This window comes from Pedobacter sp. (assembly GCF_965279535.1).
Classification (GTDB): Bacteria; Bacteroidota; Bacteroidia; order Sphingobacteriales; family Sphingobacteriaceae; genus Pedobacter.
The window spans coordinates 1,661,943-1,681,271 of record NZ_OZ257244.1; the positions used below are offsets into that span (position 1 = coordinate 1,661,943).

21 protein-coding genes are annotated in these 19,329 nt (G+C 39.1%); 7 read left to right on the top strand and 14 right to left on the bottom strand.

Translation table 11 applies throughout. The features are described from left to right. Window positions 1–2: 2 nt before the first annotated feature. Window positions 3–1,184 (bottom strand): glycoside hydrolase family protein, encoded by a 1,182-nt coding sequence (locus ACQY77_RS06580; protein ID WP_421938776.1) that lies wholly within the window; start codon window positions 1,182–1,184, stop codon window positions 3–5. 531 nt (window positions 1,185–1,715) lie between these two features. Here ACQY77_RS06580 and ACQY77_RS06585 point away from each other — a divergent pair. After that, complete coding sequence (locus ACQY77_RS06585; RefSeq protein ID WP_421938775.1) at window positions 1,716–1,997, top strand: helix-turn-helix domain-containing protein; 282 nt, start codon at window positions 1,716–1,718, stop codon at window positions 1,995–1,997. 65 nt (window positions 1,998–2,062) lie between these two features. Here the strand turns inward: ACQY77_RS06585 and ACQY77_RS06590 are convergent, their stop codons facing one another. From ACQY77_RS06590 to ACQY77_RS06630, 9 genes are all read right to left on the bottom strand, one after another. Next, window positions 2,063–2,560 carry a hypothetical protein gene (locus ACQY77_RS06590; protein ID WP_421938774.1) on the bottom strand — a complete coding sequence of 166 codons (498 nt, stop codon included), beginning with the start codon at window positions 2,558–2,560 and terminating at the stop codon, window positions 2,063–2,065. Window positions 2,561–2,947: 387 nt separating this feature from the next. Then, a complete protein-coding gene (locus tag ACQY77_RS06595) occupies window positions 2,948–3,292 on the bottom strand; it encodes a hypothetical protein (RefSeq protein ID WP_421938773.1) in 345 nt (114 codons plus the stop codon). A gap of 21 nt (window positions 3,293–3,313) precedes the next feature. Then, window positions 3,314–3,496, bottom strand: coding sequence for a hypothetical protein (locus ACQY77_RS06600; protein ID WP_421938772.1), 183 nt, complete (start codon window positions 3,494–3,496; stop codon window positions 3,314–3,316). Window positions 3,497–3,737: 241 nt separating this feature from the next. After that, a complete protein-coding gene (locus ACQY77_RS06605) occupies window positions 3,738–4,559 on the bottom strand; it encodes a hypothetical protein (protein WP_421938771.1) in 822 nt (273 codons plus the stop codon). Window positions 4,560–4,971: 412 nt separating this feature from the next. Next, a complete protein-coding gene (locus tag ACQY77_RS06610) occupies window positions 4,972–5,325 on the bottom strand; it encodes a hypothetical protein (protein ID WP_421938770.1) in 354 nt (117 codons plus the stop codon). Between the two features lie 2 nt (window positions 5,326–5,327). Next, window positions 5,328–5,999: a hypothetical protein gene (locus ACQY77_RS06615; protein WP_421938769.1), complete on the bottom strand. Its 672-nt coding sequence runs from the start codon at window positions 5,997–5,999 to the stop codon at window positions 5,328–5,330. A 16-nt stretch (window positions 6,000–6,015) separates the two neighbouring features. Then, complete coding sequence (locus tag ACQY77_RS06620) at window positions 6,016–6,540, bottom strand: DinB family protein (RefSeq protein WP_421938768.1); 525 nt, start codon at window positions 6,538–6,540, stop codon at window positions 6,016–6,018. A 23-nt stretch (window positions 6,541–6,563) separates the two neighbouring features. Continuing rightward, the gene (locus ACQY77_RS06625; RefSeq protein WP_421938767.1) at window positions 6,564–7,214 is read right to left on the bottom strand and encodes an NADPH-dependent F420 reductase; all 651 of its coding nucleotides are present in this window, start codon (window positions 7,212–7,214) and stop codon (window positions 6,564–6,566) included. Window positions 7,215–7,317: 103 nt separating this feature from the next. Then, window positions 7,318–7,926 (bottom strand): Crp/Fnr family transcriptional regulator, encoded by a 609-nt coding sequence (locus ACQY77_RS06630; protein ID WP_421938766.1) that lies wholly within the window; start codon window positions 7,924–7,926, stop codon window positions 7,318–7,320. 278 nt (window positions 7,927–8,204) lie between these two features. Here ACQY77_RS06630 and lat point away from each other — a divergent pair, with 278 nt between their 5' ends. Both lat and ACQY77_RS06640 read left to right on the top strand, forming a co-directional pair. Next, window positions 8,205–9,536, top strand: coding sequence for an L-lysine 6-transaminase (gene lat / locus ACQY77_RS06635; RefSeq protein WP_421938765.1), 1,332 nt, complete (start codon window positions 8,205–8,207; stop codon window positions 9,534–9,536). Window positions 9,537–9,538: 2 nt separating this feature from the next. Then, window positions 9,539–9,940 (top strand): hypothetical protein, encoded by a 402-nt coding sequence (locus ACQY77_RS06640; RefSeq protein WP_421938764.1) that lies wholly within the window; start codon window positions 9,539–9,541, stop codon window positions 9,938–9,940. Window positions 9,941–10,066: 126 nt separating this feature from the next. Here ACQY77_RS06640 and ACQY77_RS06645 read toward each other — a convergent pair whose 3' ends face one another. From ACQY77_RS06645 to ACQY77_RS06660, 4 genes are all read right to left on the bottom strand, one after another. Beyond that, window positions 10,067–11,428 (bottom strand): acyl-CoA dehydrogenase family protein, encoded by a 1,362-nt coding sequence (locus ACQY77_RS06645; protein WP_421938763.1) that lies wholly within the window; start codon window positions 11,426–11,428, stop codon window positions 10,067–10,069. A 201-nt stretch (window positions 11,429–11,629) separates the two neighbouring features. After that, on the bottom strand, window positions 11,630–12,346 hold the full coding sequence (gene bshB1 / locus ACQY77_RS06650; protein ID WP_421938762.1) for a bacillithiol biosynthesis deacetylase BshB1: 717 nt from the start codon (window positions 12,344–12,346) through the stop codon (window positions 11,630–11,632). A 9-nt stretch (window positions 12,347–12,355) separates the two neighbouring features. Further along, on the bottom strand, window positions 12,356–12,865 hold the full coding sequence (locus ACQY77_RS06655) for a glutathione peroxidase (RefSeq protein WP_421938761.1): 510 nt from the start codon (window positions 12,863–12,865) through the stop codon (window positions 12,356–12,358). Window positions 12,866–12,868: 3 nt separating this feature from the next. Further along, complete coding sequence (locus ACQY77_RS06660; RefSeq protein ID WP_421938760.1) at window positions 12,869–13,483, bottom strand: DUF4294 domain-containing protein; 615 nt, start codon at window positions 13,481–13,483, stop codon at window positions 12,869–12,871. A 110-nt stretch (window positions 13,484–13,593) separates the two neighbouring features. Between ACQY77_RS06660 and ACQY77_RS06665 the strand changes: the two genes are divergently transcribed. From ACQY77_RS06665 to ACQY77_RS06680, 4 genes are all read left to right on the top strand, one after another. Beyond that, window positions 13,594–15,801 (top strand): RelA/SpoT family protein, encoded by a 2,208-nt coding sequence (locus ACQY77_RS06665; RefSeq protein ID WP_421938759.1) that lies wholly within the window; start codon window positions 13,594–13,596, stop codon window positions 15,799–15,801. 161 nt (window positions 15,802–15,962) lie between these two features. Continuing rightward, window positions 15,963–16,454 carry a Fur family transcriptional regulator gene (locus ACQY77_RS06670; RefSeq protein WP_421938758.1) on the top strand — a complete coding sequence of 164 codons (492 nt, stop codon included), beginning with the start codon at window positions 15,963–15,965 and terminating at the stop codon, window positions 16,452–16,454. A gap of 37 nt (window positions 16,455–16,491) precedes the next feature. Next, window positions 16,492–17,769 (top strand): adenylosuccinate synthase, encoded by a 1,278-nt coding sequence (locus tag ACQY77_RS06675; RefSeq protein WP_421938757.1) that lies wholly within the window; start codon window positions 16,492–16,494, stop codon window positions 17,767–17,769. A gap of 172 nt (window positions 17,770–17,941) precedes the next feature. Beyond that, a complete protein-coding gene (locus ACQY77_RS06680; protein WP_428430125.1) occupies window positions 17,942–19,156 on the top strand; it encodes an anthranilate synthase component I family protein in 1,215 nt (404 codons plus the stop codon). The last annotated feature ends 173 nt before the right edge of the window (window positions 19,157–19,329 follow it).

Below are 19,329 nucleotides of genomic sequence, written 5' to 3' on the forward strand. Positions count from 1 at the left end.
AATCAGTTTTGCGGTTTAAGCGGAAGCGTTAAAGGAATACTGACATTGAAAGTATTATATCCCCTTTCAACAAGGTTACCGCCCATTTTGGCGGGATCTAGCTCCGCCGCCGCTGCAAATAACGCTGTCGGTATACTCTTTTCATTTGTAACGATAAACGGGCGCTCTAAATTGTGGAGTAAAAGTTCTCGCCCCTTAGAAAATTTCAGGTTTCTCAAGGAGATTAACGGGTTTCTGGCTGGTTTCCAATCCAATCCATTTTCAGAGGTAATCAAGGCCAGTGCACCAAACTGGGGTACTAATTTCTTACTGTTAGAATAGTATTTCACGGCAGCATAAAATCTTTTACAATCGTGGTCATACCAGATGCAGGGATCTTCGCATGCCATCTCAGCAGTAGTAAAAACCTGCGACCTCATTCTAAATGGCCCCTCCGGCTTTTCGGCTGTAGCTATCCAATGGGTCATGTTGCCGACATTCTGCTTTCTCGATTTAAAAATCATATAATAACTTCCATCGGGGCCTTCGGTAACTGAGGGGTTCACGGCCACTTCAAAGGTTTGCTGGTGATCAGGCTCCATAATGGGGCTATCCGACCGGATGTATCTTTCATTTAAAAGATCATCAATTGAATTGGCTACCAGCACTCCTATCCTTTGACCGCTGTTGTATTTCATCCAATGCAGCCATTGTGGACTTGCCCCCTGCAACTGATAATCTTTATTGAAGGAATTGCTGATATAATAGAGATAGTATTTAGATCCAAACTTTCTAATCTGCGGGTTATGCATGGTAAATTGATCCCACCGGACGGAGCTCGAATCTCCTTTTAAAACATCTTTAAAATGTTTATAAGGACCATTCAGCTGATCGGATACCGCACATCCAATCTCCGAGTATTTAAGCCAGCCCTTAAAGCCATCAAAAATATATTCCATAGAATCCTTTTGCAAGGAGCGTTTACCGTGTGGCCATTTGGAGTAAAACAAATAATATTTACCATCCTCTCCTTTTATGGCGCTTCCACACCACACATAAGCATCTTCAAGCTGAAAAATATTCGTTGAATCTACTGTCCCCAGCATTTTATTAATGTTCAGGTTATCTGAGTTGTTTTGTGCCTTTACGTTCAATTGCGATATCATCATCACGCAAAAGGCGGGAATAATCAATTTATAGTTCATGCTTTAATATAAAATAAACAATACCCAGCTTACCATAAGGTAACAGGGCTATAGCTCGGGATGAAATATAAAAGGAATGATTTTTAGGGAAACAATTAAAAACTCACAATACTACTCGTGAGCAATTGCTTTACATAAATAGCAATAATCCAAGTTTTATTACCCATTTTCTAACATACACAGCTGCCCTTGAATTTTTTCTACTAGCCCTTGCCTGATGTTCTTTCAAAATTTTGTATATTGGTTACATTAAACAATGTCTTTACAAGCAGGCCACATTTCCTTGCTTTTGTGTATCAAACATATACTTTCATCTCCGGCAAGTCAAGGCCAAATCAAAGGTAAGTCAAGGCTAAGTCAAGGTCAAGTCAAGGGCTTATTGCTTTACACTCCATCACTAATGGCTACCTAACCCCATCAGGCGTAACCCTGTTAAGCACTATAAGTTGTACAACACGGCTTCTTAACATTGCTGTTGTATTTAATGGATGAATCGCTAAATTTGCCGTCCAAATCAATTCCCATACACATATGCCAAGTCAAGCAGAGAAGATAATAGCAGACAACGATTTTGTATCCATCTGGTTAGAAGAAAGTGGAAATCCTGCAATTGAGGAATTAACCCAATTAAACTTCGAATTGGCCAGAAAAACAATCACTGACTTAGCCGAGAAAGGTATTACTGAGCATGACCTGGCTCTAATATTGGATATTAACCCGGAAGAAATTAAACGCTGGTTAATAGGCAAGCACCCTTTTAGCATTAAAACCCTTAAGCAAATTTCGACTACCCTGGCTGATTATAAGGTTTAACAAAATTGCACTGGCAGTAAGTTAATACAAGGTTTTGAGGAGGAAATAAAAAGCATTAAGGCAAATTAAAATTCATACATCTTATTTGCCCTTAAATTGTCAATTATTTCCAGTACCGTCTCCTCTAAGGGGTGATTCTTACGCATTTCCCTTTCCTTTTCTTTTACCTTTTCAAACCCATCTTGCTCGAGAATTGAAGTCATATGGGCATAAAATTCGGTTAAAAATTGGTAAAGAGACAGGACATCTGCATCAAATCCCTCATTTTTAAAGTTAAACTGACAGGAATAATTGTAAGCTAAAATAACTTTTCCATCTCCAAATTCACTTTGCACTTCAACGGTGAACTCGTTTCGGCTGTCCAGGGGCGAGATGGTATCCTTGAAATTGTTTTCAGCAATATACCTGAGATCGAATATGATAATAAATGTGTCTGTTAAATCAATACTAAATTCATAATCAAAAGAAGACTGATAAAGGCTTCCGCTCTCTCCATCAGAAAGATATTCCTGATTAAATACATATTCATTTACTTCGATCGGTTTTATATTAAATATTTTCATCGTCTTTTGTCCTACCTGAAAACCAAGTTATCGTATTTTAGCTTATAAACTTAATGTACTGCCTTTTCTTGAGCTATTCTGAGAAATAGTAAGCACAGCTTTGAAGTTTATCCTTTCATAAAAGCTATCTTCTAATGAGGGTTGAGCAAATAATCTATTTCTATGGAATTTTGGATTTAACATTAACCGTAAATGCTTATCAGAACTAATGACTAGCTATTTAGGGACAAGAAAGTATGTATCATTCAAGTAAATGACAAAGCCTCAATCCTGATAAATGATCGAGGCTCTGTCGGGAGATATTATTTTCTTTGAACTAAAAAGTGGCTAGTTTTGACCTCATCACACTCTAACTCAAACATCTAGCAAAATAAAAGAAAGTCCCATCTATTTTCGCTGAAGCCTTATGATACCGATAATGGTCTGCTTACCGTAAATCGCTGGCTGCTCATCAAAAGAAATAGTGATCTTTTTGAAGTCCTTAAAGTCGTATTTATACAAGCTATCCATATTTACAGTTTTTTCATCAATAAGCACAAAGTCATTGTAGGTGTTGAAGTTAATTTTATATCTGGCTTTTAAGGTTTGGTTAATACCTTTGACCAATTTGATCAAAGTACTATCAGGAGTAGTGAGCACTTTGCCACTTTGAGGCATTACAGTAGGCGTTTTTTGCGCTACAGCCAAACTAAGATAAAAACACAAGCCTATTGTTAAGAATAATTTATTCATAAAATTGGTTTTAATAAGACATTAACCATGCACGGCACACTTTCCACCGCTAACTGGTAAACTAGCATAACTTGAGTCTTTGGCGAGCACTACCTCGGCAGTAGCTTGCTGAGGGGTATTGCCTGCCACTCCAGTTTTTTCAATACGGAAACTTCTGTCGGATTTCTCCATTTGAGAAGATTTGTATTTGCTTTTTCCAGCCATTGTAAATCTCCTTTAGAATCATTTCTGGCTCACGTTGTACAAAAAGTTTACAGCCCTCAAATTTTCGGGGTAAAGGTTTTGCACCAGTAAAAGCTTGGAAAAAAGTGTCAGAACAATGATTAGAGGTGTTTTTTACGGCATGTTTTGTTGATTGGTTTAATGATGGTAAAACGATTCGTTTAATTCGTTTTTTCAAAGCTCTTATTTTAAGGAATTGAATATTTCTGGTTTATTGGCTAGCTTATCGGGCATTCAGTGCTGCAATGATAGCTTGGTTGATCGCCGAATACAGTACAGATGACAAGTATTGATATTCCTGGCCCAACTGTCCATCATCAAGTGCCATATCATTCCAGGACCCCATGCCTCCGAATACCCATGAGCGGCAGGCGGCAAAAAGCAGTTGCCTTTCTTCCAGGCTGTATACCTGCTCTGGAAGGAGGTCGGGATGATAAAAGCCGGTTTCCGGATTTTGATTATCCAGTGTTTCCAATGCCTTAAGAAAAACCCGCGCATAGTTTTCCTGACAGATACGACTTGCAAAATCCCTAATGGCAACTAGTGTTTTGGAAAGTAGCTGCCGCTGTTTGTCCAGGTCAAGTTGTAGGTTTCTGGTTTGAATCTCCTCCTCAACTTTCCGATATTCTACAGACCAGATGCGCTTATCACTGGCCAGTTCTTTGGTCACCTTCCAACCGCCGTACCACAAATCTGAAAATTTGGGATAAATCGTTTCGATGACCCACGTCCTTCCTCCTCCGATCATTCCTGCCATTCGGTGGTCAGCGCTATTCGAAACGCTTCCTGAGCCTTCATAATATAACCGCAATGCCTGGCACCCTTCGCCACTCAGGTAAGCAAACCATTCCAGAGGGTTTTCGGCAATGGTGGTTAGTTTGCTTGAAGAAAAGATGTTCTTTCGCTTTTCGGCGGTAAAAAAGACTTGGTGGCAATACTTAAAAGAGCTGTTCTGCTGAAAAAATTCGGGATGACTTCTAGGGTTAGCAATGCACTGATTTCCATATCCAACCATTGCGATGAGCTGAGCCAAGGTTCCTACCATAATGTTGAGCGTAACTGATGAAAAAAAATAATTTGAGGAAAGATAAATCTTTAGGCGCTTTGCTCAAAATTAATTTGATGCAGATTTTAGAAATTTTTAATCAAGAAAGTTCCAGTATCCTCCTGCTTTAGCTTGTCGTTATAAATTTTAACGACTAAAAAAGCTACAATTGATTAACTTAAAAAAATGAAGCTTAGTATGTCAACAAACGTATCAGGGAGATACTGGTATAAAAAATATTTAGAAAATACGGTATCCCCTTAGCGATACCGTAAGATTGGAGCTCAGTGGCGGTGCGTAAATTCGAACCATTTTGTGGATGAATGGATCGAAATAGGCGGTTTTCAAAATTTTAGATCAATAATAGTATATTGCTAAAACATAACCCCAACAAAAACATTAAATTTCAACTTCAAATTATTTGAATATCAGCAGCGACAGTATGAAATAAAATCTTCTGATCTGTTATAAAAAAAGTATCCGTTCCAAAGTTGATGATCGCCTTTTCCGACGAGCTTTTCCATATAATATGCGCCACATTGTTGAACACAGATAACTGTATCATCTCAAATGAAGACCTCACAGGAATGAGCTTAAAAAGCCCTGCAAAGAAATCCTTTATTTTTGATAAGCCTCTTATAGTACGGTCACTTGTTAAAATTACTGATTCTTCTGTATAGTCTTTTAGGATTTCATCTAAATCATTATTACCAAATGCCTTAAGATGATGCGTCAATGTGTCTTTGGTGTTATTTTCTGTTCCCATTATTAATCAATCTTTGTAATTTTTAAATCTTTAAAGAAGCCTTCTGTTCCTACATCTACCCATAAGCCAATTCCTCCTGCTTTAGTCACCACATCTTTTGGAGTATTTAAATATAAGCACGGTTGCTCTTTGTTGTCCAAGAACAATTTGGCTACCTTGTCTTTTATTTCTATTCTTATGGTTATCCACTTATCAAGTTGCATATCGGCATAGGTCTCATATTGCTCTGGCTTTTCTTGCCGTAACCTGTCAAACTTCCAATCTGGATAGGCGTAATATTGAATAGTATGGTTGCGTCTTACTTGGTCTTCAGCCCTGCCATTTGTTGGCCTGATATAGATACTCTCGTAAGCGGAATTGTCTCTATTTATGCGATATGCAACACCAATAAATCCTCTGGCATATTCAGGTGCACTGTTCAGTAATCTACTTAATACTTTAACCTCAATCATTCCGTTTTTAAAATTAACGCCCATTAGTTTGGCAAAAGTGGGTTCATCTACTTTTTTAATAGTTTCATCCTTAATAATTCTTAGCGCAGCTTTGCCGTTAATTTTAACTGCCGTTAAGGATACTTGATTAGCAGAAAATTCATATTTACCTAGCTTAACCGTCTGGGCATACAGGAATGAACTAAAGAACAAAAGCAGAGACATAACGATTAGCTTATTCATATAAATCAGCATTATTTTAGAATAATTTTTCTTGAGGTGGCTTAACTCCAGCTAATCTAAGATATACAGTTGCCTGCCCACGATGATGTGTCTGGTGCTCAAAAACCTTAGCCAAAGCAATTCTTTTGGTCATATCCAAATTCCCAAATAACTTTATATGTTCATCCAATTGCGCATCAGTCATGGTCTTAACATTGTTGATAATAAAATCATAGCTATCTAACACCAATTTGGTAACGTACGCCTTAGTTTTGTTATCTGTTTTTTCTAACGCTCCTTGCCCGAATGGGCTTTTTACAGCTATAGCAACCGAAGCAAATCCATAGTTTGCATCTGCGAGATGTAATAGCTGTTCAGCGAAAGAACGCATTTCTGGTGTAGGTTTCTGTGAAAAGCCATTTTCAGACATCGCATCTAAATATTCTTGGGTATAAGCCCTTGCCCTTTCCCAATCCTTTACAATAGTTGCTGACTCCTGCCCATTAACGATTTTCCCCGCTGCCACCAGCAATAGCATTACCGCCAGATTTTTCAATTTCATGATACTGTGTCTTAGATGTTGAATTAAATTTTTGTTTTTCCCTCTGCAACATTTACCGTTTTACCGATAGCACCAAACTCGTGCAAATCTCCAAATACTTCCAGACGAATAGATTGATCTATTCCACCAACTTTTAAAGGAGCAAAGCCACTTGCCAAGATTAATTTTTCAACCGTAATATCTATGGCATTATCATCTGAAGCATAAAATAGAACTGACTTTTCATCTGTACCTGAACTTGCATTTTCTAATGAGGCTGCGCCCAAAGTACCAAATGCTTTTACCAATTTTGCATCTTGTGGAAGAATGGCTGCATTCAATTGTCCAGCGGATTGGTTTTCTGCAATGATTTTTTTGAAACCACCTTTTTCGTCGGGAGCGATTGGATTAGAGGGGTCGATTATGATTTTACCTCTGAGTTCGGTAGCATAAGTTTTGAAAAACTCCTGAATGGTATTGTACCAAACCGACAATACTACTACATCTGCTTCTTTGATTGCTTCTACAGTTTCTTTAGCTGTGACAAGGCTTCCCAATGCATTTGCAAATACTTGTGCATCCTCTAGTTTTCTACCGGCGACGATTACCGGCTGATTACCGGTTACCAAATTTTTGGCGACCACTTTACCAATGTTTCCCAAGCCTATAATAGCTACTTTTAATGCTGTTTCCATGTTATTTTAATTTATCGTTAATGATTAATTTGAATAACACAAAGTTGCGGGTTATGTAAGTCTCACGCCAATGAACTGCATCAAGAAATAATCTTGATCCAGATTAAGATTTTGCTCTTACTTGCTTACTGCGAAGTCGGCTCAAGAACTCTGGTGATATACCAATAAACGCAGCAATCTGTACCTGTGGCAAACGATTGGTCAAATGAGAATAATTTTGAATGAAAGAAAGATAGCGTTCTTCAGCGGTAGAGCTGATGTTTTGCAACAATCGTTTCTGAAGCGAAACAAAACTGTTTTCTATCAGCACACGGAATATGAGATTGAATTTGGGTGCTTTTGTGTAAAGTTCAATCAAATTCTCATAGCTGACCTGGAAAACCATAGTATCTTCCAATGCATCAATATTAAGTTCGGATGGGGCCTTTCCATGGAAACTTCCAATATCCATCAGCCACCAGTTTTCGGAAGTAAATTGTATGATGTGGGTATTGCCCTTCTCGTCAATCTTATACATCCTTAGACATCCACGAACCACAAAATTGAACTGCGTACAGATATCCCCTTCTTGCAGTACGTATTGTCTTTTTCTATACAAGCGTGGCTTGAACAAATCCATGACAAATTGTTTTTCCCCTGCATTAAGAGGAATGAAGTGATTGAAATAGTCCAGAAGCGGCTCTACAGAAGTTTGAAAGAGATTTTGTTTCATTGAATAGCAAAGATAGCTATTCCGATTTAACTGGTCCGAATACAAACATCTACATAAATTTCAACCCATACAGTTCACTAAACAAGGACAAGCTAGAAACCTCTTGATGGCGTTTTAGTAAAAAAGTTTTCCACATCATCAAAGTCTAAACTGATATTCTGTCTAAAAACATACTTTAAACAGTTTAAACCTATTTTTTCACAATTCGGTACAAAAAGTGCTTAAATTTTAAAATTAGGCACATTTCAGTAAATTTGGTTTATACCAAATCCTAGCTTATGTATCAATTAACAGTAACAGCCGACCGCGTTAACGAATCCTTAAGTAAACATATTTTAGCAGATGGTTTCGACCTTACCTACGACATAGAAAGAAGTCAGGGCGCTTACATTTACGATGCAAAATACAATCGGAATCTGCTCGATTTCTTTACCTGCTTTGCTTCTGTCCCCTTGGGTTACAATCATCCAAAAATGATTAATGATGAGGCCTTCAAAAAAAATCTGCTTGCTGCAGCAATGGCCAACCCATCAAATTCTGATGTTTATACCCAGCAATATGCCCAGTTTGTTGAAACCTTCGGTAAAATTGGTATCCCTGATTACCTACCCCATGCATTTTTCATCGCAGGTGGTGCCCTGGCAGTTGAAAATGCGATTAAAGTAGCCATGGACTGGAAGGTACAAAAGAACTTTAAAAAAGGTTACACGGAAGAAAAGGGTTTTAAAGTACTGCATTTTGAAAAAGCCTTTCATGGTAGGACGGGTTACACCTTGAGCCTTACCAATACGCTACCGGATAAAACCAAATGGTATGCAAAGTTCGACTGGCCGAGAGTGAGTGTTCCCGAAGTTAAATTTCCGTTACAGGGTGATAACCTTGAGCGAGCTGAAACTACAGAAGCAGCTTCTATTGAACAAATTAAGCGTGCTTTCGCAGATAATAAAGATGATATTTGTGCCATTATTATCGAACCAGTTCAATCTGAAGGTGGAGACAATCACTTGCGTGAAGAATTTTTAATTCAGTTGAAAACACTTGCCGATGAAAATGAGGCATTCTTAATTTACGATGAGGTTCAAACCGGAGTGGGCTTAACAGGCAAATTCTGGTGCCATCAGCATTTTTCCGAGCGTGCCCGCCCCGATATTATCGCTTTTGGCAAAAAAATGCAGGTTTGCGGTATTCTGGTGGGTAAAAAAGTAGAGGAAATTGAAACCAATGTATTTACAGTACCCAGTCGGATTAATTCTACCTGGGGTGGAAACCTGGTTGATATGGTTCGCTCCACACAGATTCTGCAAATTATAGAAGAAGATCAACTCTGCAACCAGGCAGCAAAAACCGGTGAATATTTAAAACAAAATCTGGCTACCCTGGCACAAAAATTTAACCTGATGAGCAATGTACGTGGAAGAGGTTTACTATGTGCGTTCGACTTCCCAAATAAGGATTTGAGAAATAAATTTATTGCTAAGGGACTAGAGCACAATGTGATGTTCCTGGGCTGTGGCAACCAGACTATCCGTTTCCGCCCGGCACTCTGCATTGAAGAAAAACATATTGACGAGGGCTTGACTGTTATGGAAAAAATATTGCCTTTATTGTAGGCATGAATAAAAAGCCATTATTTTATGTAATTACAGCGGGTATTTTAGTATTGATATTCCTGATGTTGAAGAGCAGTTTCAACCAGCCCGGAATTGAAGACATGAAAGCAGGTTTTAAAGAAATATTAAAGTACCGGAATGCCAATAATACTGGCCCCGTTCAGCGTATATATATAGTTACCATTAAAGATTCGGTATGGAAGGAGCTGGAAGACTACGGAAACCTGATGCCGCATACCAAATATGGGAATACCAAGGTTTATTTCTTTATGGAAAACACGGCTCTGCCCAATGCTTTGCAACCGGGTGAGGTAAATTTCGATCCCCAATTCAATAAATCCTGCATTGCACTATATGAAAAAAGTGCCATGAGCCAGGTTGCGTTTAATAAACACCCTTTTTAGTGGAGGAGGGAGTTGAAAGTATAAAGTGAAAGTTGAAAGTTGAAGAACTACCGCCAAAACCCTCTAAGGGGTCTTAGGTGTCTTAGGTGGTAAAAAGTACGGAAGTTGAAAGTAAAGTTGAAAGCATTACACGAAAGCCGAAAAACCTGTAATTGCCCGGCCTACGATCAAGGTATTAATCTCCTTTGTTCCTTCATACGAGTAAATGGCCTCAGCATCTGCCACAAATCTGGCTACGTTGTATTCTAACAAAATGCCATTGCCGCCCATTACCTCACGCGCTTTGCTTACTACATCGCGGGTGCGCAAAGAACAGAAAACCTTGGCCAAAGAAGCATGCTCATCCTTTAGCAAGCCCTGATCCTGCAGTTGCGAAAGGCGGTAGCATAGGGTTTGCATGGCTGTTAAATTAGAGAGCATTTCTACCAGATGATTTTGAATGAGCTGAAAAGAAGCAATGGGCTTACCAAACTGCTTGCGGGTACGTGTATAATCTAAAGCATTTTCATAAGCTCCCCTGGCACAACCCACAGCCTGCCAGGCTACCCCTGCCCTGGTCATCTGTAAAACTTTAGCCGTATCTTTAAAAGAATTGGCATTTTGCAAGCGGTCACTTTCTGCTACCTCGCAATTGGTTAGGGTAATCAGACCATTCTGCACAATTCTGAGCGCCATTTTGTTCTGCATTTTTTCTACTGCAAACCCTGGATTATCTTTTTTCACGATAAATCCTTTAACCTCATTGCTCGCTTCATCCCTCGCCCAAATGATTAAAATATCGGCAAAAGTGGCATTACCTATCCATTTTTTCTGCCCATTTAAAACCCACTTATCTCCTACTTTTTTACAGGTAGTGGTTAAGCCTCCCGCGGCAGCTGAGCCTACCTCAGGTTCAGTTAGTCCAAATGCCCCAATAATTTTAAACTGCTGCATAAGGGGTAACCATTGTTGTTTTTGTTCCTCCGAGCCACATAAATAGATAGCGCCCATGGCCAGTCCGCTCTGTACACCAAAAAATGTAGATATGGAGGTATCTATTCGTGCCATTTCCATCGCCAAAATACCCTCCATTAAATTGGATTTGCCGGGGCAGCCATAACCTTGATAGGTTAATCCGCAAATATTAAGCTCTGCCAGTTTCGGAATAATTTCAAAAGGGAACTCGGCCTTATTCCAGTATTGATTTACAATCGGTTTTACTTCTTTCTCTAAAAAAGCACGTACTTTTAGCTGTAATTCTCGGTCTTCATCTCGCAATGCTTCATCTCCTAAATGATAAAAATCGCCTTCAATAGGTGGTAGTTCTTTCTTTTTACCTGATCCACCCATCATTTTCATCATGCCCTGAATCTGTTTATCATCTAAATTGGAAATGGTTTCTACCATTTTTGGTAAATCTACCTTTTTCGATAAAGCCTCTAATTTACCAAAATCAACATGCTTAAAAAGTTGGTATGCATTTTTGAGTGAAGAGAATATATTCGCCATTATTATTCGTTTTTAGGGTAACAAATAACTGGCAATTTTGTTGGGAATGATCGCTACTTAACCACAGCACAAGCGTCCAGTCAAGCCCAATGAACCAATAACTAATGACCAATGAATAATGAATAATGAATAATGCCCAATGACTAATGCCCAATGCCCAATGGCTAACGGCTAATGCCCAATGAACCAACCCTCCCCAACTCACCTAAGATCAAACAAACTATCCACCCCTAAAAGCTTCCTTGAGGTAAAGCCCTCACCAAAGGTGGCACCAATGCTTTTGCCAAACTCTCTGGCTCTTCCAATTACACTTTCAAAAAATTCGGGTGATGAAATGTAGGTTTGTTGTCCGTCTACATCAGGATTGAAGAATTGTGTTTTATAGGCCTGGATAGATTTAATTTTGGTATCGATATGATCCGTAATATCGACAATAATATCGGGTTGAATATAGCTATCCTGGATAAACTGCAGCAACAATCTGGGTCTGTGTGCTTGCTGATCTACACCTTCCAGCAGGGTTTTTATTTTCGGCAAGCCAGATAAAAATACAGCATCATTCACCAAATCTCCCGCTCTGCCATGATCAGGGTGGCGGTCATGAAGTGCATTACTTAAAATAATCTCAGGCTGGTATTTACGAATGGCTTTGATTACAGCTAAACGGCTTTCTTCATCGTTTTGAAAAAATCCATCCCTCAGGCGAAGGTTTTCCCTTACATGCAAACCCAATATTTTTGCCGCATCGGCGGCTTCTTCATCACGGGTTTCAGCCGTTCCCCTTGTACCCAACTCACCACGGGTCAGATCCACAATACCAACTTTTTTACCCAGGGCAATGTGCTTTAAAATAGTTCCCGAACAGCAAAGTTCCGCATCATCGGGATGTACGGCTAAAACTAAAATATCTAATTTCATTCTTAATTATTATGCTTTTTCTTCCAGCAAGCGCTGAATTTTCTTTCTGATTTTTCCGCTGAGTGGTTTCGTAAACGGAAAGAAAAAATCCTGTATTTCACCTTTTCTATTCAACAGATATTTATGGAAGTTCCACCTTGGCTTAGAACTGAGCTTGCCATTAAGCTTTTTATCGCTCAGAAATTGATATAGCGGATGAATATGATTTCCCCTAACCATAATTTTATCAAATACAGGAAATTTCACCCCATGATTGATTTCACAAAACTGTTGGATATCTTCACCATTCAATGGCTCCTGCCGACCGAAATCATCGCTTGGAAATCCCAGTATTTCAAAATCAGGGTCTCCAATTTCATCTTTCAACTGTTGTAGTTCTTTGAGCTGTGGAGTAAAGCCGCATGCTGAGGCGGTGTTTACAATGAGGATAACTTTATTTCTGTAAGCAGATAATGGTTGCGCCTCACCATTGATCTTTCTTACTTTAAAGGAATAAACGTTAGGAATACTTCCCTGCATGATTTATTGATAAAACCCCGAACTGCGTATAATTGATTCAATATCTCTATCTTCAGTTGGGCTGTATGTACTTTTTAAGTTATGTCCTACTACACGGGCTACAATCTGGTAGGAGAATGCTGCAAAACCACCTTTGGTCTGCTTAACAATATCATAAGTTGTTCTGCCAACTTCCCTGTCAATCAGTTTAGTTAAAATTTGCCCTTGTGTAATGGTTAATTCTTTAATCTCTCTGTTAAACATGTCTTTAATTTCTTTATCACATGCTTTAACTAAAGCTTTTTGTTCTTTTTTCTCTGTGGTTACGGCTAAATCACGCTCCAGCTGCTCATATCTTCTTTTAGCAAACAAGGCATAAGGCATTACCTTCAACACGTTATATCTTAAGCGATTATATGCCGCCCGCTCTGCCGGAGACTTAAAAAGCCGGGCCGCATTGATGGTAACATCCTGCAATTGCATCCATGGAATCATTACACCGTTATCATTTGTAGAAGCCACCCTAATGGTATCATTTTGCCCTTTTGGTGGGAAAACAGGTGCTGTAGCCTCCTGCGCTTTTAACACAATGCTAAAAATCATTACAAAACACAGAAGAAAGAGCCCTTTAAATTTCATAAATTTATTCTTTTACAAAGTTAGGTGTTATTTCATATATTAGTTGTTCAACAGAACTAATATAAGTTTTATTCATAAATAAGACACAAATTTTTACGCAAAAAATACAAATGAAAACAGAGTTAGTGATTGATTTAGAGGCGGAAAAACAAGAAATATTAAAGCGATATCGTGCATTATTACGGGCCAGTAAATCTACTTTGCAAAAGGGAGATAAGAAAGAAATCCGCAAGGCATTTGATATGGCACTCGAAAGCCATAAGGATATGCGCCGCAAATCAGGCGAACCTTATATCTATCATCCCATTGCCGTAGCCCAAATTGCAGCAGAAGAAATTGGACTGGGAACTACCTCCATCGTTTGTGCGCTATTGCATGATGTAGTTGAGGATACGACTATCACATTAGAAGATATTGAACGTGAGTTTGGCAAGAAAACCGCCAAAATTATCGATGGTTTAACAAAAATTTCAGGTGTTTTTGATACCAACAGCTCTTTACAGGCAGAGAATTTTCGTAAAATGCTGCTTACCCTGGCCGATGATGTAAGGGTAATCTTAATCAAGCTGGCCGATCGCTTACACAATATGCGAACAATGGATTTCATGCCGCGACACAAACAGCTGAAAATTGCATCTGAAACCATTTACCTCTATGCCCCCCTGGCCCACCGTTTGGGTTTATACGCCATAAAATCAGAGCTCGAAGATCTTTCCATGAAATATCTGGAGCCTGATACTTATAAATTCATTGCTAAAAAGCTCAATGAAAAAAAGGCTGAAAGGGCATTATTTATTAAGAAGTTCGTAGAACCTATTGATGAAATTGTACATGAACAGGGTTTAGTTGCAGATGTATACGGCCGGCCAAAATCCATCCATTCCATTTGGAACAAGATGAAAAAGAAAAATATCCCTTTTGAAGAGGTGTACGATCTTTTTGCCATTCGGATTATTCTGGATAGCCCGCCGGAAAATGAAAAAGCAGATTGCTGGAAGGCTTATTCTATTGTAACCGATCTTTACAGGCCAAACCCCGACCGTTTGCGCGACTGGGTATCTTCTCCCAAAGGTAATGGATATGAAAGTTTGCATACTACGGTAATGGGGCCGCGCGGGCAATGGGTAGAAGTACAAATTCGAACCCAAAGGATGAATGAGATTGCCGAAAAAGGTTTTGCAGCACACTGGAAGTATAAAGAATCGAGCAATGATAATGGTTTGGATCAATGGATTCAGAAGGTACGTGAGATGCTAAACAATCCTGAAGCCAATGCCCTTGATTTCCTTGACGATTTTAAAATGAACCTTTTCTCTGACGAGATCTTCATTTTCACCCCAAAAGGCGCCCTGATTCAACTGCCCTTAGGCGCCACAGCGCTCGATTTCGCATTCGAAATTCACACCGATGTGGGTGCAACCTGCATAGGAGCCAAAGTGAACCACAAACTGGTCCCTATTTCATATAAATTACAGAATGGCGATCAGGTAGAAATCATTACTTCGAGTAAGCAAACACCAAAAGAGGATTGGTTAAATGTGGTAGTTACCGCTAAAGCCAAATCCAAAATCAAATCTTCATTAAAAGAAGAAAAACGCAAAATTGCTGAAGAGGGCAAGGAGATTCTGGAGCGCAAGTTAAAATCATTAAAAATCACCTACAATACAGATAATCTAAATAAAATCAGCTATTTCTTTAAGCTTCCTTCTACCCAGGAGCTTTTTGTAAATGTTGCCCTGGGTAAAATTGAGCTTAAGGACATCAAAGAATACCTTTCCAGTGAGAAAGAGATTGAACACCGCAGTCCGGAACGCCCTGAAAACCTCAGTGTTGATGGCATAAAGAGCAAAATGAAGGGTTCTGAATCCGATATTCTACTTATCGGAGAGGATATGCAACGCATTGATTATACACTGGCTGCCTGTTGTAATCCGATACCGGGTGATGATGTTTTCGGCTTTATCACCGTAAGCGATGGTATTAAAATACACCGCACAAACTGTCCGAATGCGGCTCAGTTAATGGCTAATTACGGCTACCGTGTGGTAAAAGCTAAGTGGAATAAACAAAAAGAACTTACTTTCCTTACGGGATTAAAAATAGTGGGGATTGATGATGTGGGATTGATTAATAACATCACCAAAGTAATTTCGGGCGATTTTAAAGTAAACATGCGCTCTATTACCGTTGATACCAATGAAGGTATTTTTGAAGGTTCAATTATGATCTTTGTAAATGACACCGAACACCTGGAAAACCTGATTAAAAATTTATTAAAAGTTAGAGGGGTAACCGGAGTAACGCGTTTCGACGCCTAAACAGCAGAAAGTCTTGAAGGCCAAATCTTAAATCACATACGCTTAGGAGAATTACTGCTAAGCGTATGTTGTTTAGGAAAGCAACTTTCTTACAACATTTCAACAAACTAACGCTACAACAATCAAACAATTTACCTACCTTTGATGGGAGTTTAAATACTATGTCTGAACAAAAAACAAATGAGCTCGTTCGTAAGATTTTTGAAGCTTATTTAGAAAACAAAAATCTGAGAAAAACGCCTGAGCGTTTCGCCATTTTAGAGGAAATCTATTCAAGAAACGATCACTTTGATGTGGAAACCCTCTATATTCACATGAAAAACCAAAAATATCGTGTTAGCCGTGCAACGGTTTATAACACTTTAGAGCTATTGGTTTCTTGTGATCTGGTTACCAAACACCAGTTTGGTAAAAACATGGCGCAATTCGAAAAATCTTATGGTTATCGCCAGCACGACCATGTAATCTGCATAGAATGTGGTAAAGTGGTAGAATTCTGTGATCCACGTATTCACCAAATCCAATCCATGGTTGGAGATTTACTTAAGTTCGATATTAAACACCATTCTTTAAATCTTTATGGCTTCTGCTCTGATTGCAGTGTAGCCAGAAAAGTAAATGAAAATGCCGCTGAAAAGCTAGAAGCAAATTAAATCAATAAAAAAATAAAACCAGCTTAATTTTTTAATAATGACGCAAGTAGATGTACTTCTCGGCCTGCAATGGGGCGACGAAGGAAAGGGAAAAATCGTTGATGTTCTAAGTCCAAAATATGATCTGATCGCCCGTTTTCAAGGTGGACCAAACGCAGGCCATACCTTAGAATTTGATGGAAAAAAATTCGTTCTCAACACTATCCCATCAGGAATTTTTAACGAAAAAACCATGAACCTTATCGGTAATGGTGTAGTTATCGATCCTATCATTTTAAAAAGAGAGCTTGACAATCTAAAAAAAGCAGGCCATGATCCTGTTGCCGATGGCAAATTAGTTATTGCCCGTAAAGCACACTTAATCCTGCCTACCCACCAGTTATTAGATGCCGCAAACGAGGCCAGAATGGGTAAAAATAAAATTGGCTCAACCTTAAAAGGTATTGGTCCAACATATATGGATAAAACCGGCCGTAATGGTCTTCGTGTGGGTGATACTACACTTCCGGACTTTAAAGAGCGTTATGCTAAATTAGTAGAAAAACATACTGAAATTCTTTCTCACTATGAGTTTGAATATGAATTAGCAGAAAAAGAAGCAGCCTTCTTCGAAGCGATTGAATTCTTGAAAAGCATCCCTCACGTAGACAGTGAGCATTTCGTTAACGGGTATTTGAAAGAAGGAAAAGCTGTATTAGCAGAAGGTGCACAAGGCACATTATTAGATGTAGACTTCGGTTCTTATCCATTTGTAACCTCAAGCAACACTACAACTGCGGGTGCTTGTACTGGCTTAGGTATTGCGCCTAACAAAGTTGGTGCAGTGTACGGGATCTTTAAAGCCTATTGTACACGTGTTGGTGGTGGCCCCTTCCCAACTGAATTAGAAAACGAAGTTGGCGAAAACCTGCGTGCTTTAGGTCACGAATTCGGTGCTACAACTGGTCGTGCACGCCGTTGCGGTTGGATTGATCTACCTGCATTAAAATATGCCATCATGCTCAACGGTGTTACCGAATTAATCATGATGAAAGCGGATGTGTTGGATACTTTCGAAACGATCTATGCCTGCACACACTATGAGTATAACGGAGAAACGATCGACTACATGCCTTACGATATCATTTCTATCGAACCAAAACCGGTATTAAAAGCCATCGAAGGCTGGGCAACGGATGTAACTAAAATTACTTCGGTTGATCAGATTCCTTCAAAATTAACTGATTACATTGCCTTTTTAGAAAAAGAACTGGAAGTTCCGATCAAATTCCTTTCGGTAGGACCAGACAGGGCACAAACTTTACAGTTACACTAGAAGTTAGTTCAAATCATAATAGGAAAGCAATCCAGAAATGGGTTGCTTTTTTCATGAAATAGCGGTCTGCCGAATTCATTTCAGCATCTTTAATAAAATTTACCTCGCGTTTAGCTACCTTTGCCGCAGCTTGAAAAACCCACAGAACATATTAGAATTTAAACAAAAAGCTTTGCATTGGGCAAATCAATTTGAGGTTTGTTGTTTTCTGGATTCCAATCAATATAAAGATGTTTATTCAGGATATGATTTTTTGCTTGCCGCAGGATGTAAACAAGAATTAAAGGTAACTAATGGAAATGCCTTTAATCAACTGAAAACCTTTTATGAGCAGCACAAACAGTGGGTGTTTGGTTTTTTCAGCTACGACCTTAAGAACGATACAGAAAACCTGAGATCTGCTAACCCGGACTATCTCAATTTCCCGGAGCTTTATTTCTTCATTCCGCAGTCGCTCATCGTTTCTAAAAATGGAATGGTAGAGGTGATTATCGGTGAAGATGACCTGCTTGATCAGATAAGGGATTTTAAGCCATTAAATGAGGCGATCAGGGAAGAATTGCACATTAACTCCAGAATTACCAGATCAGATTATATCAATAGTGTAAATGCGTTAAAATCGCATATCCTGCGTGGCGATACATACGAAGTAAATTTTTGCCAGGAGTTTTTTGCTGAAAACGCGCAGATTGATCCCGTTCAGACCTTTGAACTACTCAACCAACTATCTCCTACCCCATTTGCAGGCTATTTTAAACTTTACAATCAATATATCCTCTCTGCAACACCCGAAAGGTTTATGTGTAAAAGGGGAAATAAATTAATCTCTCAACCCATTAAAGGCACAGCTAAAAGAAGTGCTGATCTGGAAGAAGACAATGCAATTAAAGCCGCCCTGCGTAATGACAGTAAAGAGCAGGCAGAAAATGTAATGATTGTTGACCTGGTTCGGCATGATTTAACCAAATCTGCTGTAAAAGGGTCTGTAAAAGTAGAGGAGCTTTTTGGAATCTATAGCTTCCCGCAGGTGCATCAAATGATTTCAACCATCAGTTGTGAGCTAAACCCGGCAATACATTTTGTCGATGCGATTAGAAATGCCTTTCCCATGGGTTCTATGACTGGTGCTCCAAAAGTTAAAGCCATGCAATTGATAGAGCGGTATGAAACCACAAAAAGAGGTCTCTATTCCGGATCTTTCGGCTGCATCAGTCCCGATGGCGAATTTGATTTTAATGTGGTGATCAGGAGTATCCTCTACAACGCCAAAAATCAATACTTATCATTTCAGGTAGGCGGAGCCATTACTTATCAATGCGAAGCAGAAAAAGAATATGAAGAGTGTTTGCTAAAGGCAAGCGCTATTTTGAAGGTGCTGGGTAATTAACCTGTGTTTGTAACACATGATTCGTGACTCAGGAATCATCAGCAAGAAAAAGTTGATATTTGGAAGTTTTATGTTGATCCGTGTGTCACGGACCAGGGAATACCATATTAATTGATGGTTTGCGTGTTTAACGAACCATTACAAATGGTTTTAGAACTGGTCCGTGCGTAACG